The organism is Akkermansia massiliensis (assembly GCF_018847375.1).
GTDB classification, from domain to species: domain Bacteria; phylum Verrucomicrobiota; class Verrucomicrobiia; order Verrucomicrobiales; family Akkermansiaceae; genus Akkermansia; species Akkermansia massiliensis.
The window spans coordinates 142,537-165,461 of sequence record NZ_CP072036.1 but is presented as its reverse complement, the minus strand read 5'-3'; the positions used below and the strand labels follow the sequence as shown (position 1 = coordinate 165,461).

21 protein-coding genes are annotated in these 22,925 nt (G+C 56.1%); 13 read left to right on the top strand and 8 right to left on the bottom strand.

The genetic code is table 11. The features are described from left to right. The first annotated feature begins 131 nt into the window (after positions 1-131). From J5W70_RS00735 to J5W70_RS00720, 4 genes are all read left to right on the top strand, one after another. The gene (locus J5W70_RS00735; RefSeq protein WP_022397473.1) at positions 132-701 is read left to right on the top strand and encodes a hypothetical protein; all 570 of its coding nucleotides are present in this window, start codon (positions 132-134) and stop codon (positions 699-701) included. Between the two features lie 201 nt (positions 702-902). Further along, positions 903-1,502, top strand: coding sequence for a hypothetical protein (locus J5W70_RS00730; RefSeq protein ID WP_146020091.1), 600 nt, complete (start codon positions 903-905; stop codon positions 1,500-1,502). 166 nt (positions 1,503-1,668) lie between these two features. Then, entirely contained in the window at positions 1,669-2,292 is a 624-nt protein-coding gene (locus J5W70_RS00725; protein WP_022397471.1) for a hypothetical protein, read from the top strand. Next, the gene (locus tag J5W70_RS00720) at positions 2,289-2,921 is read left to right on the top strand and encodes a hypothetical protein (RefSeq protein WP_022397470.1); all 633 of its coding nucleotides are present in this window, start codon (positions 2,289-2,291) and stop codon (positions 2,919-2,921) included. Before J5W70_RS00725 ends, J5W70_RS00720 begins: the two co-directional genes overlap by 4 nt. A 31-nt stretch (positions 2,922-2,952) precedes the next feature. Here the strand turns inward: J5W70_RS00720 and J5W70_RS00715 are convergent, their stop codons facing one another. After that, positions 2,953-3,111 (bottom strand): hypothetical protein, encoded by a 159-nt coding sequence (locus J5W70_RS00715; RefSeq protein ID WP_180973713.1) that lies wholly within the window; start codon positions 3,109-3,111, stop codon positions 2,953-2,955. Here J5W70_RS00715 and J5W70_RS00710 point away from each other — a divergent pair. The 8 genes from J5W70_RS00710 (at position 3,110) to J5W70_RS00675 (ending at position 9,847) form a co-directional block, all read left to right on the top strand. Next, positions 3,110-3,562, top strand: coding sequence for a hypothetical protein (locus J5W70_RS00710; RefSeq protein WP_146020090.1), 453 nt, complete (start codon positions 3,110-3,112; stop codon positions 3,560-3,562). The two genes, J5W70_RS00715 and J5W70_RS00710, sit on opposite strands and share 2 nt — an antisense overlap. A gap of 65 nt (positions 3,563-3,627) precedes the next feature. Beyond that, the gene (locus J5W70_RS00705; protein ID WP_146018228.1) at positions 3,628-4,278 is read left to right on the top strand and encodes a hypothetical protein; all 651 of its coding nucleotides are present in this window, start codon (positions 3,628-3,630) and stop codon (positions 4,276-4,278) included. A gap of 167 nt (positions 4,279-4,445) precedes the next feature. Continuing rightward, the gene (locus J5W70_RS00700) at positions 4,446-4,856 is read left to right on the top strand and encodes an AIR carboxylase family protein (protein WP_022397467.1); all 411 of its coding nucleotides are present in this window, start codon (positions 4,446-4,448) and stop codon (positions 4,854-4,856) included. A gap of 21 nt (positions 4,857-4,877) precedes the next feature. After that, a complete protein-coding gene (gene pyrR / locus J5W70_RS00695; RefSeq protein ID WP_022397466.1) occupies positions 4,878-5,414 on the top strand; it encodes a bifunctional pyr operon transcriptional regulator/uracil phosphoribosyltransferase PyrR in 537 nt (178 codons plus the stop codon). 28 nt (positions 5,415-5,442) lie between these two features. Next, positions 5,443-6,369 carry an aspartate carbamoyltransferase catalytic subunit gene (locus J5W70_RS00690; RefSeq protein WP_022397465.1) on the top strand — a complete coding sequence of 309 codons (927 nt, stop codon included), beginning with the start codon at positions 5,443-5,445 and terminating at the stop codon, positions 6,367-6,369. 6 nt (positions 6,370-6,375) lie between these two features. Next, positions 6,376-7,650, top strand: a complete 1,275-nt coding sequence (locus J5W70_RS00685) for a dihydroorotase (protein ID WP_022397464.1) — start codon at positions 6,376-6,378, stop codon at positions 7,648-7,650. Positions 7,651-7,689: 39 nt separating this feature from the next. Then, a complete protein-coding gene (tsaA, locus tag J5W70_RS00680; protein ID WP_022397463.1) occupies positions 7,690-8,367 on the top strand; it encodes a tRNA (N6-threonylcarbamoyladenosine(37)-N6)-methyltransferase TrmO in 678 nt (225 codons plus the stop codon). Between the two features lie 340 nt (positions 8,368-8,707). Beyond that, positions 8,708-9,847 carry a serine hydrolase domain-containing protein gene (locus J5W70_RS00675; RefSeq protein WP_022397462.1) on the top strand — a complete coding sequence of 380 codons (1,140 nt, stop codon included), beginning with the start codon at positions 8,708-8,710 and terminating at the stop codon, positions 9,845-9,847. Between the two features lie 87 nt (positions 9,848-9,934). Here the strand turns inward: J5W70_RS00675 and J5W70_RS00670 are convergent, their stop codons facing one another. The 4 genes from J5W70_RS00670 to J5W70_RS00655 form a co-directional block, all read right to left on the bottom strand. Beyond that, the gene (locus tag J5W70_RS00670) at positions 9,935-10,318 is read right to left on the bottom strand and encodes an SH3 domain-containing protein (protein ID WP_022397461.1); all 384 of its coding nucleotides are present in this window, start codon (positions 10,316-10,318) and stop codon (positions 9,935-9,937) included. 113 nt (positions 10,319-10,431) lie between these two features. Next, positions 10,432-11,022 (bottom strand): hypothetical protein, encoded by a 591-nt coding sequence (locus J5W70_RS00665; RefSeq protein ID WP_102729122.1) that lies wholly within the window; start codon positions 11,020-11,022, stop codon positions 10,432-10,434. A 501-nt stretch (positions 11,023-11,523) separates the two neighbouring features. After that, complete coding sequence (locus tag J5W70_RS00660; protein WP_215832866.1) at positions 11,524-12,528, bottom strand: hypothetical protein; 1,005 nt, start codon at positions 12,526-12,528, stop codon at positions 11,524-11,526. 5 nt (positions 12,529-12,533) lie between these two features. Continuing rightward, positions 12,534-18,860 (bottom strand): RHS repeat protein, encoded by a 6,327-nt coding sequence (locus J5W70_RS00655; protein ID WP_180975927.1) that lies wholly within the window; start codon positions 18,858-18,860, stop codon positions 12,534-12,536. Between the two features lie 38 nt (positions 18,861-18,898). Here J5W70_RS00655 and J5W70_RS00650 point away from each other — a divergent pair, with 38 nt between their 5' ends. Continuing rightward, a complete protein-coding gene (locus J5W70_RS00650; RefSeq protein ID WP_146020088.1) occupies positions 18,899-19,300 on the top strand; it encodes a hypothetical protein in 402 nt (133 codons plus the stop codon). A gap of 146 nt (positions 19,301-19,446) precedes the next feature. On the opposite strand, the gene J5W70_RS00645 is transcribed toward J5W70_RS00650, so the two are convergent. The 3 genes from J5W70_RS00645 to J5W70_RS00635 are packed head-to-tail and all read right to left on the bottom strand — an operon-like array spanning position 19,447 to position 22,907. After that, on the bottom strand, positions 19,447-20,811 hold the full coding sequence (locus tag J5W70_RS00645) for an efflux transporter outer membrane subunit (protein ID WP_022396969.1): 1,365 nt from the start codon (positions 20,809-20,811) through the stop codon (positions 19,447-19,449). Between the two features lie 30 nt (positions 20,812-20,841). After that, complete coding sequence (locus J5W70_RS00640; RefSeq protein ID WP_022396970.1) at positions 20,842-22,206, bottom strand: ABC transporter permease; 1,365 nt, start codon at positions 22,204-22,206, stop codon at positions 20,842-20,844. Beyond that, positions 22,203-22,907 carry an ABC transporter ATP-binding protein gene (locus tag J5W70_RS00635; protein WP_022396971.1) on the bottom strand — a complete coding sequence of 235 codons (705 nt, stop codon included), beginning with the start codon at positions 22,905-22,907 and terminating at the stop codon, positions 22,203-22,205. The genes J5W70_RS00640 and J5W70_RS00635 overlap by 4 nt, the downstream gene beginning before the upstream one ends. Positions 22,908-22,925 lie beyond the last annotated feature (18 nt).

Below are 22,925 nucleotides of genomic sequence, written 5' to 3'. Positions count from 1 at the left end.
GCTCCCATTCCGCAACGTGGAGGTTTTAAGTTTTCCCGGTGAAGACGTCCCGGAAACGTAAAATATTAAAGGAACAAGGGATTACCGCAGATTTCGAACGATCGGGAAGCCCCGCTGTCCAAAAGTGAACCATGAGAATGCCCCTGAACTTTTTATTGCTGTGCCCCGTGCTGTTTGCGCTGTCCGGTGCCGCCCAGGATGTCGGGGCGCCCGGAATGCCGAATGTGGATTTGGAAACGCCTTCCGGGCAGAAGCTGGCGGCGGAGAAGGCGACTATCCGCAAATTCTTCGTGCTGCTTTATTTAGCCGCTCTCCTGCCGGTCGTGGAAAACCAGGGCGAGGTATTCAGGGAAAAGGATCTTTATCCCCTGATACTGGCGGCTTTTCCTGAACAGGAATTGAAGGAATGCCCGCAAAAGCTCCAAAAGCTGATGAATGCCAGGGTTCAGGCTCTGAAAGAGGCGGCGGACGGAAAAAGGGATTTGCAGTCCGAGCCGTTTAATCCGGAAGACCCGGAGGTTCTGGCCTTTCTGGCGGAATACGGCCTGGAGGACATGTGCCGCCAGGCCTTGAACTGGATGGAGCGGGAAGTCAACGCCCGCGGCAGCATGGACCAGGACTCGTTTGCCCAAGCGTTCAAGCAATTTCGCGATCATGTCCGTTCAGGGCGCCTCGTCATGCCGGAGACGGTGGAGGAATAAGTCCGGTAGTTGTTCCGCTCCGGCGTTTTTCCGGAAGAAAGGGCAAGCCTGTTGCGGCGGATGCCCGGAATCCACGGCATCCGGCGTATGGGCGGCTGTGCGGGAAGGTCCATGAATGGGAAAAGAAGCGGCCCCGGCACGGAATGGCGGAAAACTTATTGCCCGCGGACGGTCCCGTGGTATGCTGTGAATATGGCTGGCATGAGTCGCTTTTTATTGATTGTTTTATTATTATGCGGGGCGTTCCCTCTTTTCTCCCGTGCTCAGGATATTGCTTCACCGGGAATGCCTGTCGTTGATTTGGATTCCGAGACCGGGAAAAAAATTCAGGAGGAGCGTGCCGCCATATGCGGTTTTATGGTTGTACTGGTTTTGAATCAGATGATTTTAATGCTGGAAGAGGATCCTGCGGAGAAAATGGATCTGCAAAAGAGAATAAAACATTTTTGGGAGTTCATTCCCATGAACGCGCTTGCCCGGTGTCCGGAAGATTTCAGATGCGCAGTACGGCAATGGAAGGATACGTGTGAGAAAAAGATGGAGGAGTCTGGAGCCGTTCCCGGAGACTTGGAGATGGGTGCGTGGGAAGACGTACGCCTGCTGATGGAAAAATACATGGTGCAGGAGGCGATACAGCCGGTGATGGGTTGGATGATGAAGAAGGCGGGTATTTCTGCCCTGGAGATGGAGGATGGCGCCGGCAAAAAGGAAATGCTCAAACGTCTTAAAGGAATCAAGGAAAAGCTGGAATCCGGAGAAGTGGTTATTCCTGCGGAAATCATGCAGAAGCAGGAGGGATAGAAGCTGGGCGGCGAGAGGAGGAAGAGCAGTTTTTACCGGGCAGCCCCCCTCGTTGCCTTCAGGGCGTTTGCTGTGGTTGCTGCGGACCTGCCTGTCTGGTTTTCCGCAGTAGCGGACAGGGAGAATAATGTTGACCGCATGTGAAGGGCTCCTGTAACGTGGTTTCATGTTAAGTCTGTTCCGGCGGGTGGTGGTTTCTGCATTCCTGACGGCGTTCCCCGCCATGTCCCAGGATGTGGCGGCGCCTTCCATGGCGAACGTGGATTTGGAGACGGAGGAAGGGAAGGCCCTGGAACGGTATCAGCAAGCCATTGACCGGGTGGAAATGCTGGGATGCGTTCTGGGAACGATGATAAGGCTGGAGATGAAAGGCCGGGAGACACGGGAAATCGTGGCCGCCATGATTGTTCGCATGAACTCTGCGCCGCCTCCCCGGATGCTGGAGTTGTGCCCGCCTGATTACCGGAAAACCTTTGAGGCGTGCAGGGAAGAATCCGCCAGACTGCTGGACAGGATGAAGACGGAAAAAATGGATGATGAACAATTCGACAAGGTTTTTAAGGAATATTGCAACCGATGCAATGAAATGAATGCTCCCATGATGGAAAAATACCGTTTGAGGGAACGCAGTTCTCTTTTTTTCCGGATGCTGGAAAGCAAGGTGATAGGATTGAACAGGGAGGAGCGCATGAAGGCGCTTCAACGAATGAAGGACGACCTGATTGCCGGAAAGCTGAAAATTCCAGGGGAAAATGAAGGAATGGAAGAAGAAACCGGATTGATAAGATGATGCTGAATGTAGTTTTCTGTGCAGTTCTGGCATGGGCATGCTGGCTGGGAATGGTGCGGGGGCAGGATGTTGCTTTTACGCAGGAACCGTCCGTGCGGGAGGCGCAGAGTGCGGAGGAAAAACTGTTCAGGGACCGGGACGCCATTATCCGGCTCATGATGTGGAGCATGCTGTATCTGGAGAAAAGGGCGCCGCTGCTGGACCGGATGCCGATGGAGGGCGTGCACCGCGCTTTTTTGGAATCGTACATAGCCGTTCCCGTCAGACTGGTGGAGGAATGTCCCCCGGATTACCGCAAGGTGTTTTGGCTGGTGGATGCCATGAGCAAGGCCTTTCTTCAGCGTATGGAAAAAGAGAAGCTGGCGGGAAAGGAATTGATCCGGGAGTACGGCGTTTATGTTAAGGCATGCAATGAATTGCTGCTTCCCGTCGTTTCCCGGTATCCGCTTTCCGAAAGGTTTCAGCAGGTGGACCGGGAGCTCAGAAGGCAGATGAAAGCGGCCACAGACCGGGAAGCGCTCATCACGGCCCTGATGGAGCAGATGGAGGATGTGGAACGCAGTCTTCCTCCTCCGGAAAAAGAAGGGGCTGTCTCTCCGGAGAAAAAGTGTGGGGAGAAGGAGGAATAAGGATGGACTTTATCCCCGGCAGATGCTCTTATCAACTAATGATCAAGCTGATTTTAGCCGCAGGCTTGGCGGGCTGCTGCCTGGGAATGGCGCAGGGGCAGGATGTGGCGTCACCCTCCATGCCGAATGTGGACAGGTACCGGCAGACGCCGGAATTTGCCCGGGAACGTGCCGCCGTTGCCAGGTACATGTTTTTCTGGACCTTGTGCGGGCGGATTGCCATCCTGGAATCTGATATTAAGGGAAATGTTAATGCGGGGCTGCTTTGCAAGCGGTTGCTGAACCTGCTTCCTGAAAATATTTCAGCCGGGTGTCCGGAGATGTTCCGGAAAGAATGGATGGAGCATGTGGAAAAAATAAAAGCCGCGTTGAATGAAAATCCCGAATGGATGGAGACGCCGCAAGGGAAAAAGGAATGTGCTGCGATAGAGGCTGTGATGAAACGCCTGGATGAGCGGTATGGAATAGAACGAGCGATTTATTTGTCCAATGAATGGCTTGATAAGCGGTTGGAGACCGGGAAAAGGAATGATGCCCCTGAAATATTCCTGAAGGATTTGCTCCGGTTGAAGAAGGACTTTGAGTCCGGGAAACTGGCTATTCCTGTGGAGTTTATATCCCAAGAGAGGAAGGAAGGATGAGAAGGCTGAGCTTGTTGCTGTTTCCGGTGCGGGAAAGAAAAAAGGTTTTCACCGCTGAAAAGGAGATGAAATTATTCAAATGGTTTTCCCTGGCGGGTATGGCATGGGGATGCGGTTGTGGCGTATTGAGCGGACAGGACGTTGTGGAACCGCTCATGCCGAATGTGGATTTGGAAGTGCAGCAGTTCAGGAAAGCCCGCGCGGCTATCCTCAAGTACCGTGTCATGCTTGAATTGTGCTGTGAAATTATTTCCCTGGAACGGGGAACTCCGTCCGGCGACAGGAGTAAAAGCATGTTTGACCTCATGCCGGAACGGTTTGAGGCGGAATGTCCGCCTGATTTCCGGGAGTCGTATATTGACGTCCTGAAGATGGTGGATGAATACTGGAAGGGAGATTTTTCCCGGAAAGACATATCCGTTGTGCAGAATCTCATGGCCAGTCTGGACGAGGCCAGGGAACGGTTTGACCATCAATATGATTTGGGCCGCTCCATGAATGCGTTGATTGACTGGCTGGACCGTGGGACGATGAAGAGGGAGGGGGAAAGCGCCCCTGACCTTTTGAAGCGCCTTTACCAGTGGAAAAAGGACCTTGAGTCAGGCAAGGCGGTTATTCCGGAGGATGCGGGAGACCCTTCCGGAAGCTCCGGGCAGTGGAGACGCGGAACAGGGGAAGAGGCGGTTTCACAGGCAGACCATGAAAGAGATGGGTGAAATGGGGGAAAAGGCGTGTGCCCGGTGAGGCCGTTCCGGAGTTTTGGCGCCTCCGTCCGGGCATCCTTCACGCCCGCGGCCCCCGCCGTTTTTTTTGAAGGTTAAGTCTTGCCAGGGCAGGGGGCTTGGGGCCATAATCTGCAAGTTTCACAACCGCACACACAGCCATGAAAGTCATCGTCATCTACGGCAGCCCGAATGATAAGCCCTTTATGGAACCCGCCCGCGAGTATTTTGCTCAGGAGAATGTTCCGTATGAAGAAACCGTCCTGTCCGCCCACCGCGACCTCCCGGAGCTGGTCAAGTTCCTGGGTGAGCTGGAAGCCAGCGGGGAAAAGGCCGTCATTCTGGCTGTGGCCGGGCTGTCCGCCGCCCTTCCCGGCGTGGTGGTGATGAGCTGCTCCCTTCCGGTCATCGGCGTGCCCGTTCCCGGAGGCCCCCTGAACGGCATTGACGCCCTGCTGGCGATCGCCCAGTGCCCGGGCGGAGTGCCCTGCACCACGGTGGGCCTGCACAAGAAGACCCCCGTCAACGCCGCCATGGCCGCCCACCGCATCCTGAAGCTGGCCGGCCTGTAACGTTCACTCCTTTCCCATCAGATGACTCCTCCTCCGTCACAGGAAATCGTGTTGGACGGCCCGGGGATTTCCCGTGCGCTGGAGCGCATGGCCCACGGCATCGTGGCCCGCTTTCCCGGGGAACCGCTCGCCATCGTCGGCCTGCTCAGCCAGGGGGACGTCATCGCCCGGAGGCTGGTGGACAAGGTGAAGGAGCTGGGCGTGGAAGCCCAGTACGGCGCCATTGACATTTCCCTGTACCGGGATGACATTTTCAAGCTGGAGGTCCGCCCCTCCCTCCGTTCCTCCAACCTGCCGTTTTCCACGGATGACATGAGGGTGGTGCTGGTGGACGACGTCCTCTACACGGGCCGCACCGTGCGCGCGGCCCTGAACGCCCTCTTCGACTACGGCCGCCCGGCCCGCATTGAACTGGCGTGCCTGATTGACCGCGGAGGGCGGGAAGTGCCCATCCAGCCGGATTACACGGGCCATGTGCTGGACCACGCCGGAGCCAAGGTCATCGTGAGCATGAAGGAGGCCGACGGCGAGGACCGCGTAATCATCTCCTCCCACTAGACACTTTTCAATCCATTACCCGTTTTCCATGAATCCCCGCAAGGACCTTCTCAACATCTCCTCGTTGACTGACGAGGAAATTCATACGCTGCTGGATTCGGCCGGTCCGATGAAGGAGCTCTTCACCAAAAGCGTTAAAAAGGTGCCTGCCCTGAAAGGGAAGTCCGTTTTGACGCTTTTTTATGAGCCCAGCACCCGCACCCGCTCCTCCTTTGAGGTAGCGGCGGAACGCCTGTCCGCGGACGTGACCAACTTCACGGTGTCCACCTCTTCCGTGGTGAAGGGGGAATCCGTGCAGGACACGATCGCCACGCTCCAGGCCATGAAGGTGGATTACGTGATCGTGCGCCATTACAACAGCGGCCTGCCGAATGTGATTGCGCGCCATACCTGCGCCAGCGTGATCAACGCCGGGGACGGGGCCCATGCCCATCCCTCCCAGGCGCTGCTGGACTCCTTCACCATCCGGGAGGTGTTTCCGGAGGTAAGGGGCAAGCGCGTGCTCATCGTGGGGGACATCCTGCATTCCCGCGTGGCGCGTTCCACCTCCCTGCTGATGAAGAGGCTGGGGATGGAAGTGGCCTACCTGGGGCCCGGCTCCCTGGTGCCGCGCACGGAGCACTCCGGCATCCCGCGCTTTTCCGATTTCAATGAGGCGTTCGCCTGGAAGCCGGACGTGATTTACCTGCTGCGCGTGCAGAAGGAGCGGCAGGACGCCCCCTTCTTCCCCAGCGCCCGGGAATACAACAAGATTTACGGCGTCACGGAAGAACGCCTGAAGCGCATTTCAGATGAAGGCCTGTATATCATGCACCCCGGCCCGGTCAACCGCGGCGTGGAAATCTGCGACCTGGCGATGGATTATGAGCGCTGCCTGATCAACCGGCAGGTGGAAAACGGCATCGCCTGCCGCATGTCCATCCTTTACCATCTCACCCCGCAAACCCAGCACTGATTGCTCATGAAAACTTCCGTACTTATTCGCAATGCCCGGACGGCGGACGGTTCCGCTCCGGTGGATCTTCTTGTTTCCGGAGGGGTAATCGCCGCAAAGGCCCCCGCCGGGACGCTCCCGGAGGATGCCGCAGAAAAGGTGCTGGACGCCTCCGGAAAGCTGGTTCTGCCCGGCCTGTTTGACCTTCACGCCCACCTGTGCCAGCCCGGCCGTGAGGACAAGGAACGCGTGGCCACGGCTACCGCGGCCGCCCTGCATGGCGGCGTGACCGGCCTGATGGCCATGCCGGATACCGATCCCGTGATGGACAATGCCGCCCAGATCACCACGTTCATGGAAATATGCCGCACGGATGCGCTGGTGGAGGTCATCCCCTCCGGCTGCCTGACCAAGGGGGACGGCGGGGAAGAGCAGGCCTCCTATGACTCCCTGCGCGCCAAGGGCGTGCGCTTCATCACGGACGGGGATCGCGCGCCGGACAACATGCTGCTGCTGTACCGCGCCATGCAGTACGCTAGCAACCTGAATCTTACCTTCGCCCTGCGGGGGGACGTGCCGTCCCTGACGGCCAAGGCCACCATGCACCCGGGCACCACCTCCTACCGCTTGGGATTGACGGGCTCTCCCTCCTGCGCGGAGGAAATAGGAATGGAAACCATCATCCGCCTTTCCGTGGATACGGGCAACTCCCTGCATGTGCAGACCGTTTCCACCGCCGGCAGCGTGGACATCCTGCGCCGCTGCAAGCCGGTGACCGCCGGGCTGAGCGCGGAAACGGCGCTCCACCACCTCCTCTTCACGCATGAAGACGTGGGCCGCTACGATACCAGCTACAAGACGCTCCCGCCCCTGCGCGGGCAGTCGGACGTGGACGCCCTGATCGCCGCGGTGAATGACGGCACCATTGACTGCATCGTCTCCGACCACACGCCCTGCACGCCGTTCTCCAAGCTTCAGGACTTCGTCGTCGCGCCGCAGGGAATGATTGCGCTGGATACGTTCCTGCCCGCCATTTACCAGTATCTGGTGGAACCCGGGAAAATGTCCTGGCAGACGGTGGCGCGCGCCTGCAGTGACGCTCCCCGCAGGCTCATGGGGCTGGCTCCCGTTTCTTTGGAAGAAAGCGCTCCGGCCAATCTGGTGGTGTTTGACCCGGAGGGTGAAACGCCCGTCACGGATGAAACGCTCCGCAGCCGCGCCCGGAACACCCCTTTCCTGGGCAAAACCCTGAAAGGGAAGGTGGAAGCCGTAGTGCTCGGTGAAGAACTTCACAGTTTTTAACGTTCACTGTTAACTATTAATTATTAACTGTTCATTTGCTTGCATCCTGTCGCCCGCGTCAGCACGTGTTATCCGGACAAGTTCGGCGTACCGCGCCAGAGCGGGCTGGTTCCGGGTGCGCGTGCGCGGCTGGTATTTGAGCCGCCGTTCCGTCATCCGGATGCCGTCCGCGGCCTGGAAGGGTTTTCCCACCTGTGGCTGATCTGGGTATTCAGTGAAAACGTAAACGAGGGATGGAGCCCTACGGTCCGGCCTCCGCGGCTGGGGGGCAACGTGCGCATGGGCGTGTTCGCCACGCGCGCGCCGTTCCGTCCCAACCCCATCGGCCTGTCCGCCGTCAGGCTGGAAAAGGTGGAACTGCACCCGCAGGATGGCCCGGTGCTGCACCTTTCCGGCGTGGACCTGGTGGACGGCACGCCCATTCTGGACATCAAGCCATATGTTCCGCTGGCGGACTGCATTCCGGAGGCTTCGGAAGGATTTACGGCTGTTCCCTATGAACGGCTGGACGTGGAAATCCCCGCCGCTCTTGGCGGCACCATGACCCCGGAGGAACGGAAAGCGCTGGCGGATACGCTGGCCCTGGACCCGCGCCCGCAGTACCAGGACGATCCGGAACGGGTTTACGGCCTCCTGTTTTCCGGCTGGGAGGTGAAATTCAGGGTGGAAGGCAGCCGGCTGCTGGTGCTGGCCCTTCATGAAATCAAAGCTGGGTGAAGTACGGCGCGGGAGGCATGATGCGAGCAGCATGCCATCGCTGGAAGGGGGAAATCGTATGGAAAACTGCTTCTTCTCCCGTGTCTGATGCGCTTTTTCTTTTGCCTGCAACTCCTCTCCCTTGATGCCGGAGTGGCTGGCCCCGGAGGACTCAGGAGGCTGCGCCAGGAGGAAGTGGAAGATGCAAGGTACCGGAAAACTTTCCTTCTGCCGCGTTCTATGGGCTCCCGCCCTCTGTTTCAGGGGTCTTTTTCAAGGCAGGGCCGGGGCTTGCTTTACATGACCGGGGGGAGTAACCTTCCGCCCGGACTTCGGAGGTAGCGCCGGGGTGTTTAAGGGGATGAACAATGACCGTCAGATAGTTGAAGCGTTTGAAAGGAACTTCCGTGACTACGGGGAACTGGGCGCCTCCGTTTCCGTCTGGAAGGACGGAAAGGAAATCGTTTCCCTTCATTCCGGGTTTGCCGTAGCGGATGAAACGCGCCCGTGGACGGAACACTCGCTGGTGCCCGTTTACTCCGCTACCAAGGGAGCCTCTTCCGCCGCCCTGCTGCTGGCCCTGCACCGGCAGGGAGCCTCACCGCAGATGAGCATGGGGGAACTGTGGCCGGAATTCCCGCTGCCTTACGCATCCATCGCGCAGATGATGTCCCACCAGTGCGGCCTGGCGGCCTTTTCCCGGACGGCCAGCGTGTTTGACCATGAGGACTGCGTGCGCGCCTTGGAGGAAACCGTTCCGGCGTGGCAGCCCCCGGAGCACGGCTACCATCCGCATACCTACGGCGTGATGCTGGATGAACTCATGCTGCGCCTGACCGGGGAACGCCTGTGGCGTTACTGGGAGGAATGCATCCGTACGCCGCTGGACCTGGACTTTTACATCCGCCTGCCGGAATCCGAATTCAGCCGGGTGGCGACCTTGTACCCCGGCAAGATGGACATGTCCAACATGGGCACGCCGTTTTATCAGGAATACATGAAAAAAGGCACGCCCGTGAACCGCGCGTTCAACACCCTGACAGGCCTGAACAGCGTGCGCCAGATGAACACGCCGGAAGCGTGGACGTCCGGAGCCCCGGCATTCGGTGGCGTGGCCTCCGCCCGCGGCATGGCGCAATTCTACCAGGCCTGCCTGGGGCTGGATGAATTACGGATATTCCCTTCCGCTGTGCGCGGCTGGATGCGGGACATTGTTATTGACGGCCCGGACCTGACCCTGAAAACGCCCACCGCCTTTTCCTGCGGCTTCATGCACGATCCCGCGGATCCCGTTACGGGCCGCAAGCTGCGCCGCCTGTTCGGTTCCGGCGGCTTCGGGCACGCCGGGGCGGGCGGCTCCCACGCCTTTGCGGACCCGGTCCGCGGCCTCTCCTTCGGCTACGCAATGAACCGCATGGACCTGAACGTGCTGCCCGGCGTGAAGACCCGGAACCTTATCAGTGCAGTGATGAAGGAAATGGAGGAGAGGCTGGAGGCCTGACCTTTCTCCCGGAAAGAGCCGGAGGGCGGAGGAAGAAAAACCGTTCTTCCTGAGTAGGAGGGAGATTTTCCGTATGCGCCGTCTCTTTCAAGTACGGTTGTTTTCGGGAGCCTGCGCCGCTCCCTCTCCAATGGTCTCATTGGGTATCCAGCCTTCCTCCCGGTCGCTTGCTCTCCGGACCCACGTCCACCCGTTCAGCGTCCTGATCTTGAGGATATCTTCCCCCGGGTCTACGTCCAATTCCCTGGCGCTGTAATCTTCCAGCACCGTTCCCCGCGTTCCGTCTCCCGGAAAGTCAATCAATTGAACGGGAACCCATCCTCCTGTCCCTTTACTGTTTTCCGCCCATATCCAGTCCTTCCAGTTTTCCTCCGGAGCTCTTTCCCCCAGCGTAACGCTTTCCCCCTTTTTCAATTTGATGGGATGTTCATATTCCGTCCTGTGTGAAGCTATCGTTTTAAAGGTTTTCATTATTATATATGTGTGATGATCTTTTTCCGTATGGTAATAGAGTCCTATTCGCGCCTCAGTGGCTGTTACATGATTTGACGGGAGCTTGTGTTCCTGATGCGGCGGATATCAGGTTAATCTTCATTTGCTTTCACCCATGCCAGTTTCCATTCCCGGCCCATTCCGTCTTTGGCCCTTAGGGTGAGTGTTAGTTTCAAAGGGGATAATGATTTTTTGCCGATTTCCATGAAAAGAGAATTCTCTTCCGTTTTGGTGGTGACGGAGTCGGATGTCCAGAGAATGGATAAGACAGACGTATTTTTTATTTCCGGAGGAAGATGAGCGGTTTCATTGGGATTGATAAAATGCGTCTCCGTCTCGGCATATTCCCTATTTTCAGCGGATTGTCTGGATTGGGTTCTTTCAATAATAAGAGTTCCTACTTCAGCAGATAGAGAGTCCTGCGTTTCCTGGTTTTTGAAATAGAGATGGGGAAACTGGGAAGAAATATCCGGAACGAAATCGTCATCTCTATGGTCGGCACACTCGCTTTTTTCTTCCGTTCCAGCCTTTTGAGAATCGAGGCGGATGCTCTTTTCATGCCAGATAATGCTCCCCTCAACGAGTGAGACGGCAGCGAGGAGAACAATAGTGATATTTGTAAGACGGTTATTCATGCTTCTTTCAAACAGGGGTGGGATGATGAAAATTCCAATGCTGGTCATTGTTTTCCGGCAGCATGTCTTGATGCATTCCGGTATGTAAAAGCGCATCTCGCTGCCCATCCGCAAGGGATAGTGCAGTGAGATGCGGTAATGACGTTCAGGAAGTCCATCTGGCCGTTGATGTACAGGGTGCGGGAGAGAAGGAAAGCCTCTCTGTTGGCGTTGTTTTCCTTGTGCAGGTATTGCATCTAGGAGGTGTAGTTGCCGTAGGCAATCAGAGCGTCTTCCACCTTCTCCATTAAGGTGAGGAAGTATTTTGTTGAGTCCCTTTTGCTGTCCAGTAGAACGTTTTTATTATAATTCTTGTCAATGCCGCTTCCTTTTCCATAGCAGCTAGATAGAAAACATTAAGCGGATGAAGTCCCTTGATTTGCTTTTAATTCCCAGATTCGCTCCAAGGGAATAGACAAGATTTTTCGATTGAACAATTTTAAGCTGGATTTTTCTTTCCGCAGTAGAAAATAACCTATTTTTATCTCTTGAAGAAGCCCGTTTCCAATTTCATTCTTTGACTTCCGATTTTACCAGCTTTCCCTGTCTATTGATAGAAAATTCCTGAGAACTCCATTTTATGGATGTAACTTTCAATCTTTTACCAATCAAATCCTTCCAATTTAGAGGATTGAAGAATTTTCGATCGTGCGCGTCAGCCGTATACTTCTGAAATCCGTCACTTCGAATGTACAAACGTTCTCCCGGCAACAGAATTTTCCTGTCTTCTTTTTTTGTTTCCCTGCCAGCTTCCCCGATGATTTTTTCATGATTCTCCATTACTTCCACCAACCGAAAATTCATGTCAACGTTCAAAGGTCCCGTATACCCGGTTAAAGGAACCTGTAAGGGGTGATCCGTCTCATTCTTTAAAACGACTGACAAATAAAATTGAGGGGTCCGCGACGATTCATCAGCTACGATGCCGGTACATTCTAAGATTCCCTCATGGCCGGTTGTATCCCCATAACTTTTTATTTCCAAAATTTTGGGGATTACAAATATTCCCGTCAGCCATGATATGGTGCCCAGCATGTTGTCGTCATGTTCAACGTTGCAATAGCTTTTGATCATGTACGAACCACTTGCAAGAAGTGAAGAAGGTACGGCAAAGAAGATCATCATTTTTGTCTTAGGAGCAATTTCTTCACGCAAACTTATTCCGCAACGCCCTAATTTTTGCTCTGGATAGACTCTTACCCACTGTTTTCCTTCTTTCCGAAAAAGTTCGAACGTCTCAAAAGATACATCGGAAATGGCAATATTTGATGAAGACACGTTCTCCAGAAAAAAACCGAGGTACACTTCCCCTTCAACCTTCCTTGGAATCAAGCGTTCACTCCATACAGAAGAGGGCAAACTCTCAAAACAACCAGCAAATGACGTTTGTACCCATTGTAGACTTATTGAGGTTCGGTCATTTCTTATTTCATTCTGAACTGTCCATGCCCCGGCATGAATAGGAAAAAAGAGCATTAAACAGATGATTTCCAGTATGAATTTATTTTTCATCATTTTTCTTATCTTGGTAAAAGAGCACCCTCAACTTGATCCTTCACTATATTTGCAATCTCATCAGAAATTTCTGGATAATTCACTCGTTTCCAAGTATGAGGAGCATTTGGACCATTGTCATAAGTTTCTTTTGTGTTTGCTATTGCCGTATTGTACTGCTTATCCAGAACAGAAATAGTACGCTTAGTTGCATTCTCTTTGCAACTTCCATAGGTAAAAAAATAAATAATGCCATTACTCAATTCTTCAACAATTGCAGTTTTCAATTCCTCCCCGGCTAACCAAGCTTTAAAATCTTTCACATGATCCATCTCCTTACTGTAAACCCAGTCATATGGAGCATAAACACTGGAATTCGTAGCGCCAACAGATTTGTAAACATAGTCACTTGAAATTTTAAAAACCATGCCATTCTCCGCAACAATATTATAATACGTCAAATCTTCCGGCTGATTAATCACAATAATCACACTGGCTTGGAGAGAAACACTTTTTACTTCACACGGGCTTGCTTTGGCAGCTTTTGCCTTACCACATATAACAGAGATTGATGCCCGGTTTATTTTTACTTGAGTATTTGCAAAAACGTTGGGATCAGTAGCTTGAATTTTAAATATGGAATCTTCTCCCACTCCTTCTGGAATGAATCCAGCAGGCGTTTCTATAACATTTACTTCATCTGTTCCAGTGACATTAATATCATCCTTTGTTAGAAGAAGTCCCAGGAAATCCCATTCCCAATGATTGCTGACAAATCCATAAAGATTACGTCCTGCCTGTTCCCGTATGGGATCCCTGTTGATCCACCTACCGTCGAGCGGATTAAGATGGCGATAGTTGTAGTAGACAAGCCCTAATTCATCGTCTGTGAACTCGCAGGAAAAACGGAACTTGTTGGATTGTGCCATGTCTCCGTCCGCTGTAAGCAGGGCGCCGAAAGGAGCATACTCGTAGCGGGCTCTTCGCGTTCGTTGGCCGTCGAAAATGGAAGTCACGTTTTTTCGAGCATCGTGCATGAAATAAAAATTCTCTTCCGTTGTCACTCCCCTTTTCCATCTGGTCGTCATCAGGACGCGTGTAGCCGTACGCACCGTCGGATCCCATACATGGGTTCTCGTCAGCATGGCTTCCGAGTGCATCAGATCCAGCTCAGCTATTTGTAAATAGCCTCGGTATAAATAGTAGGAATGAGAAGAGGTAACTGCATTGATAGTGATTTTTTTCTCAAAGCGGCGGCCCTGGTAGTCGTAGCCGCAGGTGATGGTTGTTCTGCCATCCTGGCTGGCGAAGACGACGGGGCGGTCGTTGGCGTCGTAGGACACTTCCCATATGCCCGTTGAGGTCCTGATGCGGGTCTGGTTGCCGTCGGCATCGTAGACGGGGTTAAAATCTTCTTCTCCCCCGGCAATATCCGTGTACTGGTTGAGCCGGTTGGATTCATAAGCTACTTCTTCCTCCAGTTCCCGGGCTGTTTTGCGGTTGCCGATGTTGTCATAGCAGTACGCAAAGCTTCCTCCCCGGCTGATGCGGTCTTCCAGCAGTTCACTGCGGCTGTTATAGGTAAAATCTCTTATCGTCTCAGGAGTGGTAGCATCCCACGAGTCCCGCAGCTGGACGGGACGCATCAGCGCGTCGTACTGATATTTATGCCCAACAACTGTTTCCTCATTTCCCTCCATCTTATAACCGATAGCGGTTACGAGGTTGAGTGTGGGATGGTAGGTGTTTTGGCGGACCATGCCGTTGGGGTAGGTGAGATGGTTGAGGAAGCCGCTGGTTGGATCGTACTGCCAGGTAAAGGGAGAAGCGATGCCTTCCAGATTCATCCCAATAATGCCACCTTTGGAATCGTAGTCAAGATGGGAGTGCTGCACGGTGCGTGTGCCGAGCATCAGGCGGTATCCGTTGGAACGCCCCTGGGCATCGTATTCTTCTTGAAGAGAACTTTCCACCTGTCCAAAGGAAGTGTCCTGAATCATCCTGCCGTAGCTGTCATAGGAAAATTCCCTGAGACCCGAAGCGTCATAGACGGAGATTATCTGCCCTAGATGGTTGGATGAAAAGATCCAGGGAGAAGTTCCATCGCTGTAGGAAACCGAGATGAGTTCTCCTGTAAAGGGAGCATACTTATACGTTGTGACAAGCCCCCTGGCTTTGACAAGTGTCTCCTGACGGTTGAGCTCGTCATAGGTTCTGGAAACACAGGAACCGTCGGCATAAGTCTTTTTCAATTCCAGCCCCGTGGCCTCGTCATAGAGCCAGGTGGTGGTGTCTCCGTCGGTTCGGCCGGAAGGATCGGAAGTGATGTCGCCTTCGTTTGCACGGAAGGTAGTCAGGGCCACTATGCGGTCGGCTTCGTCGTAGGCGAAGCAGGCCGGCTGAATGGCGGTGCCATATTCGGCTGTCTTTCTGCCGCGGATGTCATAGGAATAGCAGGTCGTTCCCACCAGGGCATCGGTGATACAGGCGGGATTGTCACAGCAGGGCAGGTAGTTGTTGGTGGTCACGTTGCCTGCAGAATCGGTGACTTTGACAGTACGTCCCGCAAGGTCGGTTTCCGTGGTGGTGACATTGCCTCTGGCGTCCGTGTGCTTGAGAACCATGCCCGTGGAGGCGTAGGAACGGGTTTGTGAAGAACGGATTCCAGCGTGATCGGTCTGGCTGGTCTCAAAACCGTCCACGACCAGTGATTCAGCTGTGATCTCCGAAGTGGGAATGCGGCTGAACCAAGTGCGCCTGGTTGGAGAGGTGTACTCCGTCCACTGGATGCTCTGCTGGCCGTAGACGTCCGTGGTGATGGATTTGTTTTCCAGTACAGCGCTGAGTCTGGAAACCATGTTTTCCGTGGTCTGGGTGAGGGGGAATCCGTCGGCGTTGCAGGTGGTGGAAGTCTGCACCTGGTAGACGCCGTCTTCCCGAACCCGGTAACAGGAGGAACTTTCCGATATCCTGTTTCTGGTGGTGTCATTGGGATGAAGTTCATCCAGAAGAACGGTCTGCTTCACGGCTTGCCCCAGTTCGTTGTAATCCGTGAGGGTAGGAGCAAGATCCTCCGTTTGAGAGCGGACCGATTGTCCTTTGTCGTTGTAGAAGTTCCTGGTGACGATAAAGCCGCCCCTGGTATTGGGATGTTCCTGCCGGACGGTTTGACCAAAGCCATTTTTCAGAATCCGCGACAGCACAACTCCCTTGGACAAGGTCGTGGTCAGGATGCCTTCTTCGCTCAACTCCAGCTTGGTCTCCACTTCTCTTTGCCCCGTTCCTCCCTGCCAGAGTATGGTTCCATCATAGTACTTTTTGGTAATCAGCGTAGCGCCTGCCGGGGTGGTGGTGGTAGTGGTGAGTCCGTCTTCGCCGTACCCGGTTCGGGTGGTGCGTCCCAGCATGTCCGTGGAAGAAATCACCCGCCCCAGATCGTCGTACTCCGTGCTTTCCGTCGCCGTCATGGGACCCACGTCACGCCGCGTGGCGATCGTCCTTCCCGCCGCATCCTTCGTGTAGGAGATAATCGTTTCGGGCGTGGTTTCCGTCGCAGCCCGAATAGTCTCCACCAGCTGCTTGGCCGAGTTGTAGCCGTAGCCGGTGGTGATGCCGTCTTCGTCGGTTTCCCTCAACGGGCCGCAGCACATCCACTCCGTCGTGCTGGTCCTGCCGTTGCCCTTGGTCGTCTTGATGAGCCTCTGCTCGTCGTCGTATTCGTAGTCCTCCGAGGCAATCAGCGACCAGTCCTCTCCGGTGTGAACGTATTGTTCTCTCCTGGTGGTGGCGCCGTTTTCAGCGATGTATTCCACGTTTCGGGTGCTTTGTCCCGGAACGATGCTTCCGTTGGCCTGCACGGTCTCCGTCACCTGGTGAATGGCTCCGTATTCCGCGGCGGCTTCGTAAGTATAAACGGTTTGCACCCCGTCAATACTCTGGCTCATCTTTTGCCTGCCCCGGGCGTAGGGATATTCGGCTCCTTCCCCATAAGTCTCTTCTACACTCGTATGAACCTGGTCGCTTCCCAGCGCGGTTTCCGTGACCGTGGTGCGGTTCACCTGCGGGCTGTCTTCATAGGTGTAAGTGCGTTTGAGAAGCGCCGTTTCCGTCCCGTCCTCGGCAATGATTACTTCAGTTTCCGTGGCGGGTCTGAAGTCGTTAAAGCGTAAGTCGGCGTAAGTCGTGCGTGTTCCCTTTTCACCGCCTCCGGCCCAGGGAGAGGCCTGCAGCACTACTCGTCCCTGCTCGTCGTACTCGTAGCGCGTATAGCCGCCATTGGGCTTGAGTTCCAGGGACATCCGGAACTGGTCGTTGTAGGTATAGAGGGTGGTCCGGGCCAGAGGGGTCTTGTATCCCTCCGTCCGGCTGATGGTCAGCCAGCCGCCGTCGGTATACTTCTTCACTGTCCGGGTACAGGAGGCGGGCGCTTCCTCGTTGATGCCCTGGATGGTTTCAATGCGCTCCCACTTGGAGTCGGTCAATGCATTGCGTTCAATGGTGCGAACGATGCGCTCCTCTCCCTCCCCCTTGACGATGGTCACCTTGTTGCCTTCCTCGCGGCGTTCGATGAAATGCGGCTCCTGACCGGCGCGCCGGTTGGTGATATGGGTGACCTTGACTCCGTTTTCAAGCGAGGTTTCATAGACGGCCGTCTTGTAGGGCTCTCCGGCAACGGTGAACCCGCCTTCCCCGTCCGGGATGGTCTTGCCGGGAGCATACCACTCCAGGGTGAGCCTGTCGCCTTCGGGAATGCTTCTCATCAACCCCTGGGCGCGGGAATAAACGCTGGCAAGGGAGCCGTTTTGATGGTAAGTGACCTGGACCTTGCTGAAGTACTCCTCGGCAGAGATCACATGGCCCGAAGAGCTGGTGACCGACACGACCTCTCCGGTGGCTGCCGAGAAGCGCAGGACCATGCCGCCGGGAAGAACCATGTCCATGAAGGCGGGAGTACCCTGGAGGTTGGGAGTAAGATCTTCGTTGAGAAGCCTCACACGGTAGTTGACCTTCCTGGAAGAGCCGATGGGAGAAGCATCGCTGCTTCCCTCGTTAGCTTTGAAATAGAGATGGCTTCCGGAGGGGCGCTTGACGGTGACGCGGCGCTCGTCAGCCGAGAAGGAAGCGCTCCAGGCCATGGGGTGGTTGTAGCGCATGGAAAAGCCGCTGGAAGCCGGGGCATTAGTGGTGGCAGAGCGTGCCGTCCTGATGAACTTGGCGGGAGCCGGAGGCGTGGGTCCTGCCGGGGAGGAAGGGTTGATGCAGGCGTTGCCCTGGCAATCCTGCTCTCCCTCGGGATCCCCCGGAGTGGGCTGTGTCTGGACACAGTGTTCGTCCCCTTCCTCATTGCACTCACATTCACAGGGGCAGGGTTCCTCTTCCTGGTCCGGCTCGCTGGACGAGGAGGAAAGGGAACTTGAACTGCTGCTGGAAGATGAGCTTGAGCTCGAAGAACTTGATGACGAAGAGCTGCTGCTGGAAGACGAGCTGGAAGAAGACGATGAACTCGAACTGCTCGAGGAGGAGCTGGAAGACGGAGCGCTGCTGGAAGAATCCGGCTCCTGGGGCGGCAAGGAACTGCTGTGGAAACTGGAAGACGACCAGTTGCTGGAAGAAGATGACGAGGAAGAACTCGAACTGCTGGAAGACGACGAACTGGAAGAAGAAGGCGGCGCGCTGCTGGAGGAATCCGGAGGCTCGGGAGCCGAAGAACTCTGCAGGGAGCTGGAAGACGAACTGTTGGAGGAGGAAGAGCTCGAACTGCTGGAAGAAGAACTCGAGCTGCTGCTGGGCTTGGGATCAAACTCAAACGAATCTCCTCCCCCTGCCGAACTGCTCGACGAATCTCCTTCTTCCACCTCCTGGTACAGGTTGACCAGAGTCAGGACGGTTTCTCCTTCCTTGCCGGCAGGCGTGTTTTCCGCCAGCAGGTAATAGTCCAGGTCGGGCTCGCCTTCCTTGTCGCTTACCAGGGCAATGCAGAACTCCTGCTGGGAGTTCGGGGCTGGCTGGTGCTGGTGAACAATGTGGCACCAGTAGTATCCCTGGTCGAACTGGATCTGGCGGCGCAGAGGGGTGGAAGAGCCCGGCTCCGTGGAGAGTTCCAGATCCTTGGCGGGAATGGAAAGGGAGATGGAGGAGTGGGCGTGGAGGTGGAGAAAACAGGTGGCGGGAGCCATGACCTTGAGGTATCCGAACCATTCGTGCCGGGTAGGGGAGGAAGCGGCGCGTTTGGGGATAAGGACAGGAGCGGAGAGGCCGTTGACCAGGAAGTTGCCCTGGGGCTGTCCGTTGGGGTACATGGGAATGAAGGGATAGACGGTGTCCATGGCGCCGATGTTGAAAGTGTTGTTCATGGTAATGAAGGTAAAATTATTAAATGGTTGCGGTTACCATGAGAACAAAAACCAGCAAAGTAAACACGCCGGAGACGTCAAAAATATTACCGTCTTTTCCTGAGATAGTAATCACACTCCTAAAAACAGGCAGAAGAGATGACAAATCTCTTCTGCCTGGCATTTCATCAATTAATAACAAGGACAGTGATTGTCTGATTGTTGGTTGCCGGACTTCAACCGATTTTGATGTGCTTCGGTATTCTTTTTACCTGTTGCTGAACATTCTTGCTTCCATTCTCATTTCACAGAATCCAGGTACAGTTTACAGTTGCATGAGGCATCCGTATCAAATGATTTTATTATTTTCCCCTTTTGATTTATTTTCTGTAGAAATGGAGAAGCAAGGAGCTTCAAACCTATGGGCCAAGAGGTTCATCATAATTTCATTTGGTAGCTGAATTTACCGGGAACCGGAAAGTTTTACAGGATCAATGAATGCGAAAACAAGAATCTGACCCGAAAGATCGGCAATTCTCAATTTATTCAACAATCAGAGTCCCGTTTTTCAGAAATGGAAATTCTTGCCTACTTAATGGAGCAGGTTTTACCATCCGCCGCCCAGGGCGCGAGCGAGCTGCACGACGGCTTTGCGGATGTTCTGCTTCATGGTGACCAAGGATTCCTCGGAGCTGAGCCAGGAGCGCTGCGCGGTGATGACGTTCAGGAAGTCCGTCTGGCCGTTGATGTACAGGGTGCGGGAGAGAAGGAAGGCTTCTCTGTTGGCGTTGTTTTCCTTGTGCAGGTATTGCATCTGGGAGGTGTAGTTGCCGTAGGCGATCAGGGCGTCCTCCACCTCGGAGACGGCGGTGATGAGCGTCTTGCGGTAGGTTTCCGCGGCTTGTTCCGCCGCGGCTTTCTGGGCGCGCACCGTGGCTCTCAGGGCTCCGCCCTGGAACAGGGGCTGGAGCAGGTTGCCGCCCAGGGACCACGCGTTGTTGTTTTCCCGGAAGAGCTGGCCGAAGTCTCCGCCGCGGCTGGAGAGGGATCCCGTCAGGCTGAAGCGGGGGTACAGGTCCGCCACGGCTACGCCTACGTTGGCTACGGCCACGTGCAGGTCCGCTTCAGCGGCGATGACGTCGGGCCTGCGCCGCAGGAGTTCGGAGGGGAGGCCGACCGGCACGACGGGCGTTTTTTCAAAGACGGAGGCTTTGGGGAGCGTCAGCTCCACGCGGGAGTTGTACGTGCCCAGCAGCACAGAGAGCTGGTTTTTGGCGGAGGCCACCTGTGCTTCCAGCGCCGGGATGCGGCTTTCCGTGGAGGCGACGGTGGAGGTGGCCTGTTCCACGTCCAGGCGGGGGGCGAATTCCGATTTGTAGCGTTTTTCCGCAATGGTGAGGGTGTTGCGTTGGATTTCCAGCTGTTCCCGGGCGATGCGGAGCTGTTCGCAGGCGGTGATCCAGTCAAAGTAGGCCGTGGCGACGTCCGCCAGCAGGGCCGTGCGCACGGCGCCCGCGGAGGCTTCCGTAGACATGAGGGAGGCGCGGTAGGCCTCAATGGAACGCCGGTTGCCGCCGAAGAGGTCCAGCTCCCAGGAGGTGGACGCCCCCAGGGTGAAGTCCTGGGAGGTGGAGCTGCGGAAGCCCCGGTCCGGGGACAGGCTCCAGCCGGCGCTGGCATCCGCGGAGGGCAGCAGGGAGGCCTGGGAGACGCGGAGCCTTTCCCTGGCTTCCCGGATGCGGAGCAGGGCTACCTTCATATCCGGATTGTTGTTGAGGGAGGCGGAGACCAGGCGGTTGAGCTGGGGGTCCCCGAAGATGTTCCACCAGGAGCGCAGGTCCTTGTCAGAGCTGCGGGGGGGCCTGCTCTCCGCCCAGGCGGCGGGGAGGTCGTTGGCCGGCGGCCGGAAGTCCGGGCCTACCATACAGGAGCTCAGGCAGCATGCGGCCAGGAGAGGGAGATGTTTGAACATGGATGACATGGGAAAGGAAGAAGTAAGGTGTTATTCGTGTCGCAGGGCGTCGATGGGGTCCATCTTGGACGCCTTCCAGGACGGGTACCATCCGAAGGCCAGGCCGATGAACACGGAGACGCCCACCGCCAGGGCCATGGCTTCCGGGGAGGAGGCGGTGGCCCAGTTCATGGTGCGGCTGACGATGATGGAGATGGCCTTGCCGAGCGCGATGCCCAGCGCGCCGCCCACCACGCAGAGCAGAACCGCTTCCAGCAGGAACTGGCGCATGATGTCCTGCGGACGGGCGCCCACCGCCATGCGCAGGCCGATTTCCTTGGTGCGCTCCGTGACGGAGACGAGCATGATGTTCATGATGCCCACGCCGCCTACGACCAGGGAGATCATGGCCACGATCATCAGCAGGTTGGTCATTACCTCCGTGGTGCTGCTCATGGCGCGGGACATTTCAGCCATGTCCCATACCCGGAAGTCGTCCAGCTGGCCGTCCTTGAGGTTGTGCTTGGCGCGGATGACTTCCGTGATCTGGTCGATCGCCTCGGAGGAGCGCTCCGGGTCCGCAATCTGCGCCATGATGGAGTCAATGTTGTTGAAGCGCCGCGGGTGGGGGGCGTCCGTGTAGGGCTGGTCCGTGGTTTCCGTGTAGTAATCCACGGAATTGGCGGTGTATTTGTCCGCCCGGTTGAAGGTGGTGGTGGATTTGCCGGAGGAAGTGGAGGCGGAACCGCCGCCCAGGCCCTGGAGGCGGTAGCGGATGCTCGTCCAGGGCAGGATGATGGAGTCGTCCTGGTCGCGGCCCATCATGTTGGCGCCCTTTTTCTGGAGGATGCCGATGACCTTGAACATGACGTTCTTGATGCGGATGTCCTTGCCCAGCGGGTCTTCATCCCCGAAGAGCTCCCTGGCTACCGTCTGGCCGATGACGCACACGCGCCTGGCCTGCTCCACGTCTTCCTCGGAGAAGGGCTGGCCGCGGTCCATGTCATACCAGCTCTTGATTTTCAGGTATTCCACGGATCCGCCTTCCACGGTTTCCGGGCTCCAGTTCTTGTTGCCGTAAATGACTTGGCCGCTGGCGCGCACTACGGGCGTGGCACGCAGGACCATGGGGCAGTCCTTCGCGATGGCCTCGCAGTCCGCGTTGGTCAGGGAGGCCCGGCCGCCTGCGCCGGTATTGACGCCGCTCTTGGAGATGGCGCCGGGGCGGATGTTCAGCGTATCCGCCCCCATGGAGGCGATGGTGTTTTTAATCTGGAGCGTGGACCCCTGGCCGATTTCCACCATGGCGATCACCGCTGCAATGCCGATGATGATGCCCAGGATGGTGAGCGCCGCGCGCATGGGGTTGCGCACCAGGGCCTTGATGCAGGTTTTAAGGAGAGGAAGGAATTTCATACGTCGTCCTTGCTTAGCGTGTCGGAAATCCCTTCGCAGATGAGGCCGTCCGCCATGTTGATGGCCCGGTCCGTGAAGGCGGCTATTTTGGGGTCGTGCGTCACCAGGATGACCGTGATTCCCTGGCGGCGGTTCAGGTCCTTGAACATGTGCAGCACTTCCTTGGAGGTGGTGGAGTCCAGGTTCCCCGTGGGTTCGTCCGCCAGCAGGATGCTGGGGTTGTTGATGAGGGAGCGGGCGATGGCTACGCGCTGCTGCTGGCCGCCGGAGAGCTGGGCCGGGGTGTGGTCCATGCGGTCGGAAAGGCCCACCAGGTTCAGCAGCTCCACCGAACGTTCGCGCATGGCTTTCATGCTGAGGGTGGGGTGGGCGTACACGGCGGGCATCATCACGTTTTCCAGGGCGGTGGTGCGGGAGAGCAGGTTGAAGTTCTGGAAGACGAAGCCGATGCGCTTGTTCCGGAGCGTGGCGCGCTCTGCGGCGTTGAATTTGGCTACGTCTTCCCCGGCGATGTAGTAATGGCCGGAGGTGGGGCGGTCCAGGCAGCCCAGGATGTTCATCAAGGTGGACTTTCCGGAACCGGAAGCCCCCGTGAGGGAGACGAATTCCCCCTCCTTGATGTCCAGGGTGATGCCCTTGAGCACTTGAAGGTCTATTTCCCCCAGGTGGTACACCTTGGTTATGTCACGTAAGCGGATCACGTTGTTGTAGTGCTTGAA